A 17,694-nucleotide genomic window follows, 5' to 3' on the forward strand; every position below is an offset into this window, starting at 1 on the left:
GGGTTGGTCGTTACCCCCATTTGATTCGCATTCCAAGTTTAAAACTCGTTGCACTCATGAATAAAAATCAATATCGCCTCGTGTTCAGTCGCGTGCGCGGCATGTTAATCGCAGTCGAAGAGACTGTCAGCTCGTCGGGGAAAGCGGGCAGGGGCGAAGCCGTGCGCAAGGTGGCGGGTGCCTTGCAAAGCGTGATGCCGCGGGTGGCGCTGCGTCGCGTGGCGTTTGCCGCGCTGGCGACGGCAGGCGTAGTGCCGATGTGGGCCGGCGCGCAGGTGGTGGGCGCGGGTCCGCATGCGCCGGCTGTCGTTCAGACGCAGAGTGGCTTGCCGCAAGTGAACATCAACAAACCCAGCGGGGCTGGTGTTTCGTTGAATACGTATTCCCAGTTCGACGTGCAGAAACCTGGCGTGATCTTGAACAACTCGCCAGTTATCACGAACACGCAGCAAGCGGGCTATATCAACGGCAATCCGAATTTTGGCCCGAATGATGCGGCACGCATCATTGTCAACCAGGTCAACAGCAACAACCCGACGCAACTGAGAGGCTACGTCGAGGTGGCGGGCCAACGCGCCGAGGTGATCATTTCGAATCCGTCCGGATTGGTCGTTGATGGCGGCGGGTTTATTAATACCTCGCGCGCAATCCTGACGACCGGTACGCCGACCTTGAATGCGGACGGGGCGCTGGCGGGATTCAATACGACACGTGGCCTCATTACGGTACAAGGCGCGGGCCTGAATGCAACGAATGTCGACCAGGTCGACCTCATTGCCAGAGCCGTACAAACAAATGCCGCGATTTACGCAAACAACCTTAACGTGGTCGCGGGGGCGAACCAGGTCAATCACGACACGCTCCAGACAACGCGAATTCAGGGCGAAGGTGCGGCGCCCGCCGTCGCGATCGACGTGAGCCAGCTCGGCGGGATGTACGCAAATCGCATCTTCCTGGTCGGGACAGAGGGCGGTGTCGGTGTACGGAACGCCGGCACGATCGCGGCGGATGCGATGGGCATGACGCTGACGACTGGCGGGCGGCTGGTGCAGTCGGGCAAGATCAGCTCGCTTGGCAACGTCGCGGTATCCGCGGCGGGTGGTGTCGAGAGCAGCGGCACGACCTACGGTCAGCAGTCGGTATCGGTGAGCACGGGCGCCGACGTGGTGAATACCGGGACACTCGCGGCACAGCATGACGTGGGCGTAACGGCGGGTTCGCTGAACTCGACGGGCACGCTCGGCGCAGGCGTGAACAGCGACGGTATCGTCACGCAAGTTGGCGACCTGCAAGTCACGACGACGGGCACGTTGAGCGCGACCGGCAAGAACGTTGCAGGCGGCAACGTCACGGCGAAGGGCCACGGCGTGAACCTTGCCGGCGGCACGACGGCAGCGAACGGCAACCTGTCGCTGACTGCCACGACCGGTGACGTGAACCTTGCGAATGCGACGACCAGCACTCAAGGTGCATTCACGGCGAATGCGGCGGGCGCGGTCGTCAACGACCATGGCGAACTGTCGAGCCAGGGCAGCACCACGGTAACGGCCGGCAGCGTATCGAACCAGGGCGGCAAGGTGTCGTCGCAGGGGCCGCTGTCGGTGACGGCCACCTCCGGGCAACTCGCCAACCAGTCCGGCTCATTTGTATCGAAAAGCACGCTGGCGCTGCGCGGCGGCGCCATCGCGAACAATCAAGGCACGATCCAGAGCGCCGGGCGAGCAACAGTCGACGGGGTCACGATCGACAACACGGCGGGCCGCATTACGTCGCTCAATACCGATGGGCTGGCGCTGACGGCGACCGGCCAGCTCACGAATGCAGCCGGTACGGCAGCGGACGGCGCGCAAGGCGGCGTGATCGGCGGCAATGGCGATGTGACCGTGCAAGGCGGGAATATAGCCAACCACGCGACGATCAAGTCCAACACGAATCTTCATGTTTCCGGTCAGTCGGTCGACAACAGCGGCGGCACGCTGAAGGGCGTCCAGGGCGTGACGGTCGATGCGGGTGCGCACCTGACCAACCGTGGCGGCACGATCATCGGCCATACGGCCAAGGTCGACGGCACGACGCTGGACAACAGTGCCGGCACCGTGCAGGCCGATCAGGTCTCGTTGGGCGCAACCGATGTGGTGAACCACGGCGGCACGATCACGCAAACCGGGGCCGGCGCGATGACGGTCAACGTCTCGGGCACGCTCGACAATTCGAGCGGCGGCACGCTGCAATCCGACAGCACCGACCTCATGCTCGCCCCGACCACGCTCAAGAACGACGGCGGCACGATTACGCATGCGGGTACTGGCACGCTGACGCTTGGCAATGGCGCCGGCTCGGTTTCGAACGTCGGCGGCACGATCGCAGGTAACGGGCGGGTCGTTGCGCAAACCGGTGCGTTGAACAACACATCGGGTTCGATCAACGGTCAAACCGGCTTGTCGGCCACGGTCGGCGGCGCGCTGAACAACAAGAACGGCAAGCTGTCTTCCGATACGGATCTCGGCTTGACCAGCGGCACGCTGACGAACGACGGCGGCCGGATCGGCGCGATCACGAATGCGACGATTCACACGGGCTCGATGACGAACCAGAGCGGTTCGATCGTTGCGCCGAACCTGTCAGTTACCGCCGATTCGACGCTGGATAACAGCGGGGGCAAGCTCGAAACCAATCAGCTCGTGCTGACCACGCCGAACCTGATGAACCATGGCGGCACGATCACGCAATATGGATCGTCGGCAATGAGCGTCAATGTCAGCGGCACGCTGGACAACTCTGCGGGCGGTACGATCCAGACGAACAGCCGGGATCTCACCCTCGCCCCGGCCCAGTTGAACAATGCCGGCGGGACGATTACGCATGCCGGGACGGGTACGCTGAAGATCGCACCGGCCAATGGCGCGAGCGCGCTGAACAACGCATCGGGCACCATCGTCACCAAGGGGCAAGCGGTTGTCGACGCGAGCAGTTGGGACAACTCGAGCGGTATTCTCTCGGCACAGGGCGGGACGACCGGAACGATCGCGGGCGACGTCAACAACACACGGGGGCTGGTGCGTTCGGATGCGTTCCTGTCGCTCACCAGCGGCGGCTCGCTGGCGAACCAAAGCGGTCACATCCAGGCCGGCCAGTCGACGGTGGGCGATACCAGCACGCTTGCCGTTCAATCCGCGTCGATCAACAACGCTGACGGGGCGATTACGAACCTCGGCAGGGGCGCGATGACCGTGCAAGGCGGTAGCCAGATCGTCAACAGCCATGCCGGCGATGTGTTCGGCATGGGCGCGATCACCGGTAACGGCGACGTGACGGTCAGCGCGGCATCGATTTCCAACACGCAAGGCGGGCAACTGAGCGGCGGGGCGCTGCACGTCCAGGGCAACACGTTGGACAACAGCGGCGGGCAGATCGGCAACATTGCCAATTCGAACGGCGACGTCGGCGTGACGACAACCGGCGCGATCACGAACACGAACGGGCAAATCAGCTCGACGCACGACCTGACGGTAACGGCCGCGACGCTGCAAGGCGGCGGCACGTACGGCGCTACTCACGATGCGAACGTGAATCTGCAGGGTGACTTCGCGGTGACGCCCGGCTACCAGTTCAACGTCGGCCATGACCTTGCCTTTACGCTGCCGGGCACGTTCGACAACAGCGGCAACGTGCAGTCGGTCAACAACCTGAGCGTTAGCGCGGGCAACATCGTCAATTCGGGCGCGCTGTCGGCGGGCGGGCTGCTGCGTACGCAATCGGGCAACCTGACCAACACGGGCGCGATCGTGGGCGGCAGCACGTCGCTCAATGCAACGGGCACCGTCTCGAACGTCGGGCCGACCGCGCTGATTGGCGGCTCGGACAGCAACGGCACGCTCGAGATTCTTGCCAACGACATCGAGAACCGCGACGACACGACGACGACCGACTCGATCGCAACGACTGCGATCTTCGGCATGGGCAGGGTCGTGCTGGCGGGCAGGAAGGATGCGAGCGGCAACTATGCGAACGCGGCGCTGGTCAATAACGTGTCTGCGCTGATCCAGTCCGGCGGCGCCATGGAACTGCACGCCGACAGGGTGACGAGCACGCGTCGCGTGATGACCACCACGGGTTACACGAATAACGTCGATCCGGCCGTTCTGGAACGGTACGGCATCAGCATGTCGGGCTGCGTGGCCCTTCACATGGAGGCCTGCAGCGGTCGTGACGTCGGCTGGCCCAGGCTCACGCGCATTCCGGATGATCCCGATTACGATCCCGCGCCCGTCATCGCCAAGCTGCTGGCTCAGCCGGGCGGGATGTTTACGGATCCGCCCCACAGTGGTCAGTGGAACAGCGGCTATCAGTACACGACCTACACGGGCGTCGCGATCTCGAACATGATCAAGGACGTCAGCCCCGCTGCGCAAATCGTGTCGGGCGGTGCGATCGACGCATCGTCATCCGGCACGTTTCAAAACCACTGGAGCAATATCGCGGCGGTGGGCAATGTGAATTTGCCTGCTCGTTACGATGCGGATGGCTGGGCGGCGACGGGCCAGCAGGCGCCGGGCGTGACGGTCACCTACTCCGGGCACTATCACTACAACAACTACGACAACACCGAACACAACTGGACATCGCCGTTCGGCAATGCGGGCGGCGCACCGGCTGACGTCAAGCAGTACGCCCTGCCGGATTACAAATCGACCTTGGGTTCGAACGGGACGATCTCCGGCACCGGCGTGAGCATCAACAACACGGCCGCCAATGCGTCGATTCCGTCGCTGGGCCTGCTGCCCGGTCAAGCCGTGCCGGGTCTGACGCTCGGCGGACTGAGCGGCAACGCGAGCGTCACGAAGTCGGGGGCCGCGGTCGTGCATGGCGGTGCGCCGATCCAGGTGGATCCGATCATCGCCAGTGCGACGGCGTTGAACGTGCTGAACAACCTGACGATTCCGCAGGGCGGGCTGTACCGACCGAACGCCGCGCCGAATCCCGGCTATGTCGTCGAGACGAATCCGGCGTTTACGAACCAGAAGAGCCTCCTGTCGAGCGACTACTTCTTTAGCCAGATCGGCGTCGACCTGACCCATATCCCGAAACGCCTCGGAGATGGCTTCTACGAGCAGCAACTCGTCCGCAACCAGGTCACGGCGTTGACCGGCAAGGCGGGGCTGGGGCCATATGCAGACCTGCAGACGATGTATCAGTCGCTGATGGCAGCCGGCGCGGAATTGTCGAAGTCGCTTGACTTGCCGATCGGCGCGAGCCTGTCGAGTGCGCAGGTGTCGAAGCTCACCAGCAACGTGATCTTGATGGAAACGCGTGTGGTCGACGGCCAGTCCGTATTGGTGCCGGTCGTGTATCTCGCGAAGGTCAATCAGCAGAACATGGGCAACGGCCCGCTGATTGCCGCGACGGACATCGATATCAAGGACGCGCAGTCGTTCACGAACAACGGCACGTTGAAAGCGGACAATGCGCTGTCGGTTCAGGGCAAGCAGATCGACAATGCATTCGGTGCCATGCAAAGCGGTGGGCTGACGACGCTGTTAGCGGATCACAACGTCGACTTGACGTCGGCGAATGTCAAGGCGGGCAGCCTCGTCATCGGCGCAGGCGACGATCTGATTCTCGATACGGCGACGAATACGCAGAAGCAGGTCAGCGGTGACGGCGCAACGCGTAGTGCGACGACATTGGGGCCGACCGCACGCATCGATGTGGCAGGCGATGCGGGAATCATCACGGGCGGCAACTTCCAGCAAAACGCCGGCGAGTTGTCGGTCGGCGGAAACTTCGGCGCGTTGATCGGTGGCGACTGGACGCTCGGTGCAGTGCAGACCGGCGAACACAAGGTCGTGCAGCGTGCGAACGGTGTGTCGGATATGGACTTCAACCACGCCACCGTCAGCTCGGTCAAGGTCGGGGGTGTGTCGGGAATCAGCGTCGCGGGCGACCTCACGTCGCACGGTGCGCAAATCGAGTTGGGACGCGGCGGGGCAATCGACGCGAAAGGCAACGTGTCGTTGCTGACCGCCAGCTCGACGTCGACCGTGAACAGCAACAGCTCGGGCAGCGATCATCGCCGCAGCTATTCAGACAGTTTGCATGCGTCGGACCAGACGCTGACCGGTACGACGCTCAAGAGCGGCGATGCGCTTGCCATGTCGTCCGGCAAGGACTTGACGCTTAGCGGCAGTACGCTGACGCTCGACAAGGGCAAGGTGACGCTGAACGCGAAGGGCGATGTGAATATCGGTGCGGCGACCGAGACGCGCGAATTCAATTCGCATGAAACGCACAGTCACAGCGTCGTCGTGAGCAATACGAAGGTGGCGAGCGGTATCGATCAGGTGGACGTGATCAGTCACGGCAGCTCGGTGTCCGCCGACAGCGTGTCGGTGACGAGCGGCCAGGACATTAACGTGACCGGAAGCGCAGTCGCCGGAGCGCGTGATGTTTCGCTGGATGCCGCTCGGCACGTGAATATCCTTGCCGCGGAAGATCGGAGCGATTCGTCGAAGTATTACGACAAGAAGCAATCGGGCTTGATGAGATCGGGCGGCCTCGGCTTCACGGTCGGTTCGGCTGAACAGAAGGCGCAGTCGGACAATCATGTCGTTCAGCAAAGCCAGGCGCGCAGCACCGTAGGCAGCGTGCAAGGCAACGTGTCGATCAAGGCCGGGGAAAACGTTCACATCGGCGGCAGCGACGTCGTGGCCGGCAAGGCCGCCGACGACACGAAGAACGCCACCGGCAACATCGACATCGTCGGCCGGAATGTGACGATCGATCCGGGTCAGGACGACGAACGGACGCACGACCAGCAGGAGTTCAAGTCAAGCGGCTTTACGGTCGCGATGACGGGTACGCTGTTCGATACCGTCCGCAATGTGAAAGACAACGCGTCGACGGGTAACGCCTTTCAGCGTGCCCAGAGTGTCGCGACCGAGATCGGGGCCAGCGCGGCCGATGTGCCGTCGATTTCGGTGACGTATGGCCGCAGCCAAAGCAAAAGCTCGCTCGACACGTCGAGCCTGACGAATGCAGGCAGCACGGTTCGCGGCGGCGGCAATGTGTCGGTGATCGCAACCGGGGGCGCGGCGAAAGACGCCCAGGGGCGCGCCACGGACGGCGACATCACGGTGGTCGGCTCGGCGATCAGTGCGGGCGGCGCCGCGTTGCTCGACGCGAATCGGAACGTCACGCTTGCGGCGTCGACGGATCAGTATCGGCAGAAGAGCGAGTCGAGCAGTTCGAGTTCGAGTTTTGCGTTGCTGTCGACGCCGAGCGTCGGCGATCTGGCGCGCTGGATCGGCGGGACGGCAAATCATGGCGGCAACAGCCCGTCGCCATACAACGCATTCCGCAGTGACGCGAACGGCTGGACGACGGCAACGACTCAGGCCCCGACGACGGTTTCGGGCAATACCGTGACGGTGCGCAGCAAAACGGGCGATGTGAACGTGATCGGCTCGGGCATCAGCGGTACGGAAAGCGTCGATGTGGTCGCGAAGCAAGGTGCGATCAACGTGCTCGCGGGCCTGGAATCGAGCAAGAGCCATCAGGAATCGAGCAGTCGCCAGATCGGCAATCTCGGCAGCAACGGCACGGCGACGGGCTTCAGCGTCGGCGTGGCGAACAGCCACACGGTCCAGGACAGCGCGAGCGATACGCAGAGCAGGATGCGCAGCCAGATCGCGAGCGCCGGCAACGTGACGCTCGACGCGAAGCAGGATTTGACGGTTACCGGCTCGGACGTCATGGCGGGCAAGGATTTGACGCTGACCGGCAAGAACCTGAACTTCGATCCGGGTACCGATACGACGCAAACCAGCATGAGCCAGCATTCGAGCCAGTTCGGCGTGAGCCTGGCGCTTGGCGGGGCGGCTGGCAACGCGGTGGCGGCCGTGAACCAGAGCATGCGGAATCCGGCGCGTGGCGGCGATGCGCGACTTGGCGCGCTGGACAAGGCGCAAGCCGCGCTGGCGACGTACAGCGCGTATCAAGTCGCCGACGCGTTTACATCTGGCAAGCCGACGAATCAGGCGCTCGTGAAGGCGACCGTGAGTATCGGCGGCGGCACCAGTTCGAGCGAATCACACAGCAGCTCACTCGCGAACGCGGGCAGCAAGTTGACGGCTGGCGAGAACGTCAAACTGATCGCGACCGGCAGCGGCGCCAAGGATCAGGACGGTCTTGCGACGGACGGCGATATCAATGCGCGGGGAACGCAGATTTCGGGCAAGAACGTAACGCTCGAGGCGGCGCGCGATGTCAATCTGCAAAGTGCGAAGGACACGACTCAGCTGTCGAGCCGCAACAGCAGCAGCGGCGGCAGTATTGGCGTGGGTGTGGCGCTGGGCGGGCAACAAAACGGCATCACGGTGGAGCTTGCCGCGAGCATTGCGCGTGGCCACGCGAACGGCCAGAGCGTGACGAACCGCGACACGGTGGTTTCGGCGAGCGATACGCTGACGTTGAAGAGCGGCCGGGACACGAATCTGCGCGGCGCGGAGACGTCGGGCCAGACGATCAACGCCGAGGTGGGTCACGACCTGAACATCCAGAGCCAGCAGGATACGGCGACATACGAAAGCAAGCAGACGAGCGGCGGATTCCAGATGAGCGTTTGCGTGCCGCCGATCTGCTACGGCCAGACGGTGAGCGGCAGCGCCAACGTCAGCCAGCAGAAGATCACGGCGACGTATCAGTCCGTGAACCGGCAAAGCGGGATGTTTGCGGGCGACGGGGGGTATCACGTCACCGTCGGCAAGCATACGCAGCTGGACGGTGGCGCCATCGCAAGCAGCACGGCCGGCGCAGACAAGAGCAGCCTGTCGACGGAGACGTTCGGGCATACGAATCTCGAGAACAAGCTGAGCTACTCGGGTGACTCGATGGGTTTTGGCGCGAGCGGTGGTGTCGGCAACAGCTCGCCGGGCGGCATCAAACTGAATACGCCGGTCGTGCAGACGGGGCCGGCGGGTGTTGGACCGGTGACGGCGAATGGTTTGGGGCCAAGCGGATTCTCGTCGGCGGGCACGAGCAGCGAGGCGACCGGGACGACCTACGCGACCGTGAGCCCTGGCACGATCACGGTTCGCGGCGATGCGGGCACTGGCCACGACAGCACGGCGGGCCTGAATCGTGATATGTCGATCGCGAACGGTGCGATCGAAAACACGTTCGATGCGCGGAAGGTGCAGAACGATCTGGCAGTGCAGCAGGCGGCGGGGCAGGTCGGGATGCAGATCGTGGGGGCGGTTGGGAAGTATCTGACGGATAAGGCGTCCAGGGCCGTCACGAAGGCGAAGGATGCGTTGGACGACGCCGAAAAGTCCCAAGACCCGGCAGCGATTGCGAAGGCGAAGGCCGATCTCGATGCGGCCAATCAGCAGTATGCGATGTGGAATGATGACAGCACGTCCAGAAAGGCCGCACACGCCATCGTGGCGGGTGGTGCGGCGGCGCTGGGCGGCGGCAATGTTGTCGGTGCAGTTGGAGGCACGATCGCGGGAGATTATGCGGGCTCGGCCGTCGGACAACTCACTGATGGCACTCTGGGTGGCACATTGCTGACGAACGTGGCTGCCGGTGTTGCTGGTGCAGCGGTTGGCGGGGCGCTGGGAGGAGCATCGGGTGCGATCAGCGGTGCGGGCGGAGCGTTAAGTGCAGATCTCTACAACCGGCAGCTCCACCCGCAAGAACGCGACATGATCGCGAAGGTTGCGAAAAAGATAGCTGAGGCTATCGGCAAGACGTCGGCCGATCAGCAATCGCTTACTTCGTACTGGACGGACATGTTGACGTTGGCGGCCGATGCGAAGGTGGATGCGCAAGCATCCCAACAACTCGATCAGTACAAGACTCAGCTGACGCACGCAGCGCAGGCATCAGGAAACACTCAGGCACTGGATACGTTCAACACGAATCTGGAAATCGCACAGAACGCGATCAATCAGATGTCGGGGCTGACGATCTTTGGCGTCGGCGGCCCGATTGTTGCGGATGATGGCGTGCTGAAGACGTTCCAGGCAACCGGCTCTCAATTCAACGATTCGACATTGTTTGATACGCCGGGAGGAACGAGGTCGGGATTGGCACTTGGCCAGACGCCAGCATCTGCGGGCATCGGCTCCGATTACTACATTGCGCCGAATGGGCCGACGAATCAGCAAATCGCAGGATTTGCCAGAGATATGATCCAGCGGGCCGCGACGCGGAACGGCGCTGCCAGCCCTGCCTATCCGTTGGAGGAAATCGTGCTGGGCGGGGCGGCCGGCAAGATTGTCTCTGGCGTAGTTGGTGCCATTCTGAACAGAGGCATGGCGCAAGGTGCGACCGATGCGGTAGTAGCGGACAATGTCTGGCATTCTACGAGAGTGCCGGAGGCAGCTAAGGGAATATTGGAAAAAGGAATCGATCCCGCATTTCTAAATCCAAAAACTCGCTTTGGTTCTGCGTTCTACGTTGCAGAACAGCCAGGAACTTCGTTAGCTGAGATGGCGCACTATGGAGTCGATCCAAGTACGGGTATTCGCTTTTCTGTAAATCAAGATGCCGTAAAAGTTCTCGATCTGACCAACCCGGGCATTGCGGCCAAGTGGGGGTATGGCGGTGGACCAATAAGCGGGGTGACACAGAAGATCGGTTCGGATGCGATGGCGCAAGGTTATAATACTATTAGATATTTCTCGGAGCGAGCCGCGGGAGGAACAAATTTGGCGATTATTGGTGATTTTAATAAGATTTTGAAACCCATTATGGTTACCCCGGTGGCACCATGAAACTAGAGCTTATGAAGTGTAAATGTTCCACATGCGGAAATGATTTTTTTGCGCCATCGCTGGGTGATGGCGCCTACGGTGAATTTTTGCTGTGGTCGGAAAATGGGAAAGTCGTCTACTTGAACGTATTTGAGGATCAGACGCTTAAGGAGGTTGACAATTTGCTTTGTCTGCATTCAAAGACGTCGGCGCTGGCTTCATTGGATCGCGCCAAGATTCTCCATAAAATCTACGGTAAATTGGCGTGCGATAGGGACGAGAATGGATCGATTTTTTCGATCGAAGCGTTACCGCCATGCCCAGTGTGTGGAAGTCAAGCGATAGCATCATGGGAGTCAACCAATCCAGCCGAGGTGGTCGATATAGAGTTGAGCAATGTAACTCATTTTTATTGGAATTCGCTTACCGTTGATGAAAAGGGAAAAATGGTGGATATGGAGCTGTCGGGATTGTGAGAGCAATGCGGGAAACCCACCGCAAGACTGAATGAATTTGATGGGAGGATGTGAATGGGTATATTTGGACGTGGATTATTGTTGGGTGTTTTTCAAAAATGATGGAGTTGGCGTTCCCGGAAGTGCGGGTTGGGGTTGAGTGGAGATGTGCGGTGGGCTAGAAGAGGGGATTTTGGGGTAGAGTTTTTCGATTGATTGGGGGCGTGTTGTGAAGTATGGGTGCACAAATGTTGTGCGTGACCTGAGATTACGGTAATTGTTCTATGAGGATGTCCCGGTGCACGTTCAGTTGCTCGGTTTATCGACAAGTCATCGTGGTAGGTGACGCCGAGAGATTTTCGAAACGTGCTCCGGAGTATTGGTGTGCGACGCGCAGGAAAAATCAGGGAAGTTAATAAGAAATGAAAATAACAAAACGGCTGGCGGCGCTGCCGATCGCAGCCTTGGTATCGCTCGGGGTACAGGCCCAACAGGCACCGACACCTGCCGACCAAGCCGCCGCCGCACGGGCGAACGCGGAACAGGATCGGCAAGCGCAGCAGCAACGCGACGCGCAACAGCGCGACGCGACCGTACGCGCCCCTTCCGTGCGCTCGGAAGTGCCGCACATCGAAGCGTATCCGGCGCTTCCCACTGAAACGCCGTGCTTCCGCATCGACCGCTTCTCGCTCGAGGTGCCGAGTTCGTTGCCTGACACTGCGAAGGCTCAAGGCGCGTCCGCACTGCCGATGGATCGCTTCGCGTTTGCCCGCGAATGGCTGAGCCACTACGCCGGGCAATGCGTCGGCAAGCAAGGCGTTGACGTGCTGGTCAAGGGACTGTCTCAGTCGATATTGGCCCGCGGCTACGTCACCACGCGCGTGCTCGTTCCCGAGCAGGATCTATCGAGCGGCGCGCTCGAACTTTCCCTGATCCCCGGCGTGATTCGTCACGTGCGCTTCGCCGACGACAAGCTGCGCGGCACGTGGAAGACAGCCTTTCCCACTGGCGACGGCGAGATCCTGAACCTGCGCGACCTCGAACAAGGCCTGGAGCAGATGAAGCGCGTATCGAGCCAGGACGTCTCGATGCAAATCGTTCCGGGCGACCTGCCGGGCGAAAGCGACGTGGTGCTCGACGTGAAGCGCGCGAAACCGTGGACCGTTGTCGCGTCGATCGACAACTCCGGCACGCGCGCCACCGGCAAACTGCAAGGCAATCTGTCAATCGGCATCGACAATCCGCTCGGCCTGAACGATGTCCTCAACGTCGGCGTGAGCCAGGATCTGGAGTTCGGCGACAAGCGCCTCGGCTCGCATGGCTGGAACGCCCTCTATTCGATTCCGTGGGGCTATTGGACGGCGGCGCTGTCCGCGTACACGAACAGCTACTATCAGCAGATTGCCGGCGTGAACCAGACGTTCGTCGCGAGCGGCAATTCGAAGACGGTCGATTTCAAACTGGCCCGTGTGCTCGCGCGCAGCCAGAACGACGTGTTCGGCGCGTACTTCCGACTGTCGCGCCGTTTCGGCCAGAGCTTCATCGAGGATACGGAAATCACGCAGCAGCGCCGCAACAACACGATCATCGAAATCGGCCTAACCGACCGCCATTACTTCGACGGTGCGCAGTTCGACGGCTCGCTTGCGTATCGTCAAGGCATTGGCGGGTTCGGTGCGCAGGCCGACACAATGGCGGCAGGAGGTGGCCCGACTTATCGCTTCAAGATGGCCGTGCTCGACGCGAACCTGTCGGTGCCGTTCGCGATCGGCAAACAGCCATTTCGCTATGTCGGAACATTTCACGGCCAGTCCACCGGAAACACGTTGTCCTACATCGATGACCTGACGATCGGCAGCCGCTACACGGTACGCGGCTTCGACGGCGAAACGATGCTGGCGGCGGCGCGCGGCTTCTACGGGCGCAATGAATTGCAGATGCCCATCGGCCAAACGGGACAAGCGGTTTATGCCGGGCTGGATTACGGCCGCGTATGGGGACCGCAGCCGATCGCGCTCGTTGGTACGCAACTGGCCGGTGCGGTGATCGGCGTCAAGGGCAGCGTCGGCACGTGTTTCGGTGCGTATGCGTATGACCTCTTTGCGGGCACGCCCGTCTACAAGCCATCCGGATTTCAGACTGCTCGCGCGACGGTTGGATTTCAGGTGACCGCGCAGTTCTAGGCAGGGCGTCGGCATAGTGGACGACACACTAACGGCAGGGCCTGCAGGTGCCCGACGAGGCCGGGTGCGAATGGGGGATTATCCGACGCACGCTGGTTCGCACCTGCACATACAGGTGCGCGCCACGGCCGACGGAACCGGCGCGATGACCCTCAATCCCCGGGAACGAAGGCCGGATTGAAAACCATCTCCCACAGATGGCCGTCCGGATCCTGAAAATATCCGGAATAACCGCCCCAGAAGGTCGTGCCTGCGGGCTTCACGAGCCGAGCGCGCCAGCTTCAGGCCGCTCTGGAGATCGAGGAATGCGACTGCGCCATGTTCGAACGATGCCTTCCGTTTCCAGCCCCAGGCCGTCGCGGTAGAAGCGCATTGCCGTTTCCAGATCGCCGACGCGGATTGTCAGTACCCTGATTCTTGGTTTCATGTGGCGGCCTTCGAGGTCAGGTAAGGGAAGTGCACCGATCACGCCAGCAGCGTCGCGCCGGCCCACGCGATCAATACGACGCCCAGCGCACGGCCGATGCGCTCGCCGCCGGGCAGGATCTTCTCCATGAAGACGATGAGCGACAACGCGGCGATCCAGACGAGATTCATCACGCCGCCGACAAACAGAAGCGCCATCAGCAGCCAGCAGCAGCCGACGCAGTAAAGGCCGTGGCGCAGTCCGAGCCGGAAACTGCCGGCGACGCCGGGCCGCCAATGCATGGTGAGGAACTTCACCGGCGAGCGGCATTGCGTGAGGCACGCTCGCTTGAACGGCGAAAGCTGATAAATCCCGGCCGCGGCCAGAACGATCGCGGAAAGGAGCGCGCTTTTCGACCACAGCCTCATTGCCGAAATGAGGCCGGTTGGCTGCAGCATTTTCTGCAACGATGCCGCACCGATCGAAAACGCCAGCCAGGCCGTCAGGTAGCCGGCCAGTAGCACCAGCGACGGCGCGGACGACGCTCCGTCGGCCGCGCCGTAATGTCGCAAGACGCGCCGGTACAGCAGGATGAGCGGCGCAGCACCGGGCGTCATCATCGCGATGATCATCGTCCACCACATGACGATCACGGTCGCCAACGACGGATCCATGCTGCCGATGCCGTGCGGCAGGCGATGCGGGAAGAGCGTGACGGCCGTCATGTCGAGCGCCGACATGCCCATTCCCGCGCCTGTCCACAGGTAGAGCCACGACAGCGCGACGACGGCTGCCATGCCGAGCGCAGTGACGACGCGCTCGTGCCTGAGGAGAGGGTCGATGCCGATCATGCGGCGGTGCGATGCCGGATCAGTCCCGTGTTGTTCATGTGCAGTCGCGCGAATTGCGCGTAGGTATCCTTGAGATCCAGTGCGATGTTTCCGCGCGAACGGCTGGCGCCGGAGCCGATCTCGGCCAGTTCGTATTCGAAACCGTGCGGCAGGTCGATCCGGGCGCGATGTTCGGCGCCCGTCACCGGATTGCGGATCGGTTCCCCGACGACGTCGAAAATGCCTTCGACATGAATCCGGCCGCGTCGGGCGTCGACGTCCACGTCGAAGTCGATTTTCGCAAAGATCGGATCGAACGCGTGCTCGAGCGTCGACGCGAATACCGAGAACATCGTGGCGAACGGTTCGGTGTCCTGCCCCGTCATGATTTTCAGAACGGCGTCGCGCTGCGCCGGGCTGGCCCGTTCGTCGACGATCGGCTGGCACTTGCCCTTGCCTTCGTGGATGGGGCCCGGCCACTGGAACACCACCGCGAGGTTGACGCCATCGAGCCGCACGTCGCCGTAATGGCCGCTGCCGATCGAAATCGCGCCCATCGCTTCGCAAAAGCCGTTGGTCGGCGGCGCGCTGAACTGGCAAGGGCAACCGTATGAGCAATTGCAGTTCATCAGTTCGGTGCCTTGAATTTCCCAGGGCGTCATGACAGTGCTCCTTGCGCGCCGAGTCGAGTCGCGTCGTTCGAATCTAGTGCACGCGCTGGGGGAAGTCAAAGCGGGCCTTGCCGCCGTTCGAAACTGCGCGATCGGCGGTGGCGGTGGTTGTGCGGGCAAGATCCCGATGCTGCGCCAAATTCAACGCGTGACGAACGGCGCGGCGGCGTCCGGCGCTGTCCGTGCATGCTTGCGCTGCCGCAACAGCGCGACGCGGCAATTCCCCAGCGCGGTATCGCGGCCGCCGTCGTCGAGCAGCGCGAGATCGACGCGCATCACGTTGGGCGTGACCACGTCGTCGCCGTCGTTGCCGAGCGTTTTCGGCGTATGGACCGAACCGGCGTGCGCGACCCAGTCGTATTCGACGTAGCGCCTCGCGCCGTGCAATGTATAGACGAACATCTGCCCGTCGTGACAATGGCGCGGCAGCGTCGGGCCGGCGCGCATATTCGGCAGCGCGGTCAGCGTGTCCTCGGCCGCGTTGATGTGCAGGTATTTGAAACTGAAATAGATTGCGTCGGTTTTCAGGGCGCGAACTTGCGCGGTGCCACCACCTCGGCAGTCGGATGGCGCCCCGCAAACAAGCCGGGTTCGGTCAGCTTGGACAGCACGAACTGTCCGATGATTTCGGCTATCACGACATCACGATTCCGAACGGTTGGCGTATTCGGCATTGGCGCGACGCGCACGTGGATGACCCGGTAGGTTGCTAGGGCGATGGTCGCCAAGGGCCAGGGGCATGCGGAGGAATCGGAGTGGTTTGGGTAAGTGGGTGACTGTGTTCGGCATTTCAGGAGGGATCCAGAGCATTTCCGCTATTTTGGGATCCTGTAATAAAAAAGATAAGTAAGCTTGAATATTGTATGGAGATGGTCGGGTTTCTTGATTTGGTCAGGTCGCATTGCTTCGCATCTGTTGATTATTTGTGAAATTCAATTCGTCCATGCATCGATTTGAATCCAATCAATCGGACTGCATATTAGAGATGCTTGAAAGGAGACGCCGACCGTGAGCTGATCGATATGAGGTGGAAAGATGAAAAGGTGCTCTCCCATTTCGCTGGGCGCCACGCTTTACATGCCTGCCACGCTCGACGAGCGCATCCTCGCACTGCGCATCGGCGCGAACGACCCGCTCGGCTGCCTGGGGTTGCGGCGGCACCCGACATTCGCGCTGTACGACACGCCGATGGGCTACGTGACTCCGATGTTGTGCGGCGTCATGGACGCGCAGGGCTTTGCACTGACTGCCGCCGTCTTCGAGCGTATCGCGACGCCTGATTTGCTTGAGAAGAAGCTGGCCCCGGACATCTCGCCTGCACTGGTCGGCAAGGCGGTCAATCATCCTGCGCAGATCGAACCGATCAACTATGCGTTTCGCGTCGGCGCAAACGATCTCGACTGCGCTCGGTTGATCGAGGAGGGGAGTGTCCCCGCCGTGTTCAAGTTCGACGGCGCGATGTGCGAGCCGGCGACGCGTTACCGCTGGGCATCCAACATCGTCGATCGCGCGAAGTGGTACGGCGTTCGAAGCCAAGGCTGCGGTGCCGGACAATGTCGCACGCGCGCAATCGCATGTCATGTCGTCGTTTCGTCCTGGTTTGTTCGCCGAACGCAATTTCAGCATTGGGTTCGTAGGCAACCTCGTCTGCCCGATTGGCACGAGCGCTGTACCATTTCCGCTGCCTCTGCCGATGCAGATCGGATTCGGCTACTTGCCGCTTCATGCCGGGCTGCTCATGCAGCCGGTGGTGATCGCAGGCGTGTTGGCAAAATGCTGGATCAGGCCACTGATCGATCGTTTCGATCATGCTCCGTTCCTGAAAATCAATACGCTGATTATCTGCGCGGCAATCTTCCGGCTCGCATCCATCTCGCTTGTCACGCCGCTTCTCGGGGATTGCGCACTGCTGGCGGTAACCAGTGCAGCCAATTCCATGCAGTTCGCCGCGATGGACCGCGTTGTGCTGAAAGACCCGCCCGGTCGGGATGCCAGCAGCGGCAACAGCCTGTTCTCGATGGTGCAGATGCCGGCGATCGGTCTCGGCATATCGGCCGGTGGCGGTTGAGTGCTTGATCGCAGGGCATTCAAATGCCACTCGGTTCGAAATGCAGATGAGTTTCATGCTTGATGGAGCGGTGACGATTGAGTCTGCTTTCGTGCTCGCAAGCTGGAAGGGAAGTCTGTCATGGAGAAAGCGTCCGTGCAGGGGAGGAGGGGGATTTCAAGCGAAAAAAGTTGTCCGGAGTGTGAACGGCAGGCGAGAGAAGGTGCTATCAGCGGTGTGGCGCAAGAAAAACGCATGCTTGCAGATAAGCCTGTTCAGATTTGAATTCACGCTTTCTTAATAATTCATTCAGTATTTCTATTCATGTTGCATGTCGGCCATTCC

7 protein-coding genes and 3 pseudogenes are annotated in these 17,694 nt (G+C 61.5%); 5 read left to right on the forward strand and 5 right to left on the reverse strand.

The genetic code is table 11. The features are described 5' to 3' along the window. Positions 1-56: 56 nt before the first annotated feature. The 3 genes from B7P44_RS24730 (at position 57) to B7P44_RS24735 (ending at position 13,395) form a co-directional block, all read left to right on the forward strand. Positions 57-10,778, forward strand: coding sequence for a hemagglutinin repeat-containing protein (locus B7P44_RS24730; protein ID WP_231716827.1), 10,722 nt, complete (start codon positions 57-59; stop codon positions 10,776-10,778). Then, positions 10,775-11,233 carry a hypothetical protein gene (locus B7P44_RS36665; protein WP_133117897.1) on the forward strand — a complete coding sequence of 153 codons (459 nt, stop codon included), beginning with the start codon at positions 10,775-10,777 and terminating at the stop codon, positions 11,231-11,233. The genes B7P44_RS24730 and B7P44_RS36665 overlap by 4 nt, the downstream gene beginning before the upstream one ends. Positions 11,234-11,634: 401 nt before the next feature. Further along, positions 11,635-13,395 (forward strand): ShlB/FhaC/HecB family hemolysin secretion/activation protein, encoded by a 1,761-nt coding sequence (locus B7P44_RS24735; protein ID WP_084908587.1) that lies wholly within the window; start codon positions 11,635-11,637, stop codon positions 13,393-13,395. A 152-nt stretch (positions 13,396-13,547) separates the two neighbouring features. On the opposite strand, the pseudogene B7P44_RS24740 reads toward B7P44_RS24735, so the two are convergent. From B7P44_RS24740 to B7P44_RS36670, 5 genes and pseudogenes are all read right to left on the reverse strand, one after another. After that, positions 13,548-13,822, reverse strand: a pseudogene (locus tag B7P44_RS24740) (VOC family protein). A gap of 38 nt (positions 13,823-13,860) precedes the next feature. After that, the gene (locus B7P44_RS24745; RefSeq protein WP_084908588.1) at positions 13,861-14,652 is read right to left on the reverse strand and encodes a DUF2182 domain-containing protein; all 792 of its coding nucleotides are present in this window, start codon (positions 14,650-14,652) and stop codon (positions 13,861-13,863) included. Next, positions 14,649-15,293 (reverse strand): DUF1326 domain-containing protein, encoded by a 645-nt coding sequence (locus B7P44_RS24750; protein ID WP_084908589.1) that lies wholly within the window; start codon positions 15,291-15,293, stop codon positions 14,649-14,651. The genes B7P44_RS24745 and B7P44_RS24750 overlap by 4 nt, the downstream gene beginning before the upstream one ends. 150 nt (positions 15,294-15,443) lie before the next feature. Continuing rightward, positions 15,444-15,806 (reverse strand): annotated as a pseudogene (locus tag B7P44_RS24755) (2,4'-dihydroxyacetophenone dioxygenase family protein); the annotation flags it as partial. A gap of 20 nt (positions 15,807-15,826) precedes the next feature. Further along, complete coding sequence (locus tag B7P44_RS36670; RefSeq protein ID WP_133117898.1) at positions 15,827-16,030, reverse strand: hypothetical protein; 204 nt, start codon at positions 16,028-16,030, stop codon at positions 15,827-15,829. Between the two features lie 349 nt (positions 16,031-16,379). Between B7P44_RS36670 and B7P44_RS37980 the strand changes: the two are divergent. Both B7P44_RS37980 and B7P44_RS37595 read left to right on the forward strand, forming a co-directional pair. Beyond that, positions 16,380-16,817, forward strand: a pseudogene (locus tag B7P44_RS37980) (HpcH/HpaI aldolase/citrate lyase family protein); the annotation flags it as partial. Positions 16,818-16,881: 64 nt separating this feature from the next. Continuing rightward, positions 16,882-17,370, forward strand: coding sequence for an MFS transporter (locus tag B7P44_RS37595; protein ID WP_167389807.1), 489 nt, complete (start codon positions 16,882-16,884; stop codon positions 17,368-17,370). Positions 17,371-17,694 lie beyond the last annotated feature (324 nt).

Source organism: Burkholderia ubonensis subsp. mesacidophila (assembly GCF_002097715.1).
Taxonomy (GTDB): Bacteria; Pseudomonadota; Gammaproteobacteria; order Burkholderiales; family Burkholderiaceae; genus Burkholderia; species Burkholderia mesacidophila.

What these genes read in the sequence shown, in the direction of transcription:
- B7P44_RS24730 (WP_231716827.1), top strand. Translation starts at nt 57, where the DNA reads ATGAATAAAAATCAATATCGCCTCGTGTTCAGTCGCGTGCGCGGCATG.
- B7P44_RS36665 (WP_133117897.1), top strand. Translation starts at nt 10,775, where the DNA reads ATGAAACTAGAGCTTATGAAGTGTAAATGTTCCACATGCGGAAATGAT.
- B7P44_RS24735 (WP_084908587.1), top strand. Translation starts at nt 11,635, where the DNA reads ATGAAAATAACAAAACGGCTGGCGGCGCTGCCGATCGCAGCCTTGGTA.
- B7P44_RS24745 (WP_084908588.1), bottom strand. Translation starts at nt 14,652, where the DNA reads ATGATCGGCATCGACCCTCTCCTCAGGCACGAGCGCGTCGTCACTGCG.
- B7P44_RS24750 (WP_084908589.1), bottom strand. Translation starts at nt 15,293, where the DNA reads ATGACGCCCTGGGAAATTCAAGGCACCGAACTGATGAACTGCAATTGC.
- B7P44_RS37595 (WP_167389807.1), top strand. Translation starts at nt 16,882, where the DNA reads ATGTCGTCGTTTCGTCCTGGTTTGTTCGCCGAACGCAATTTCAGCATT.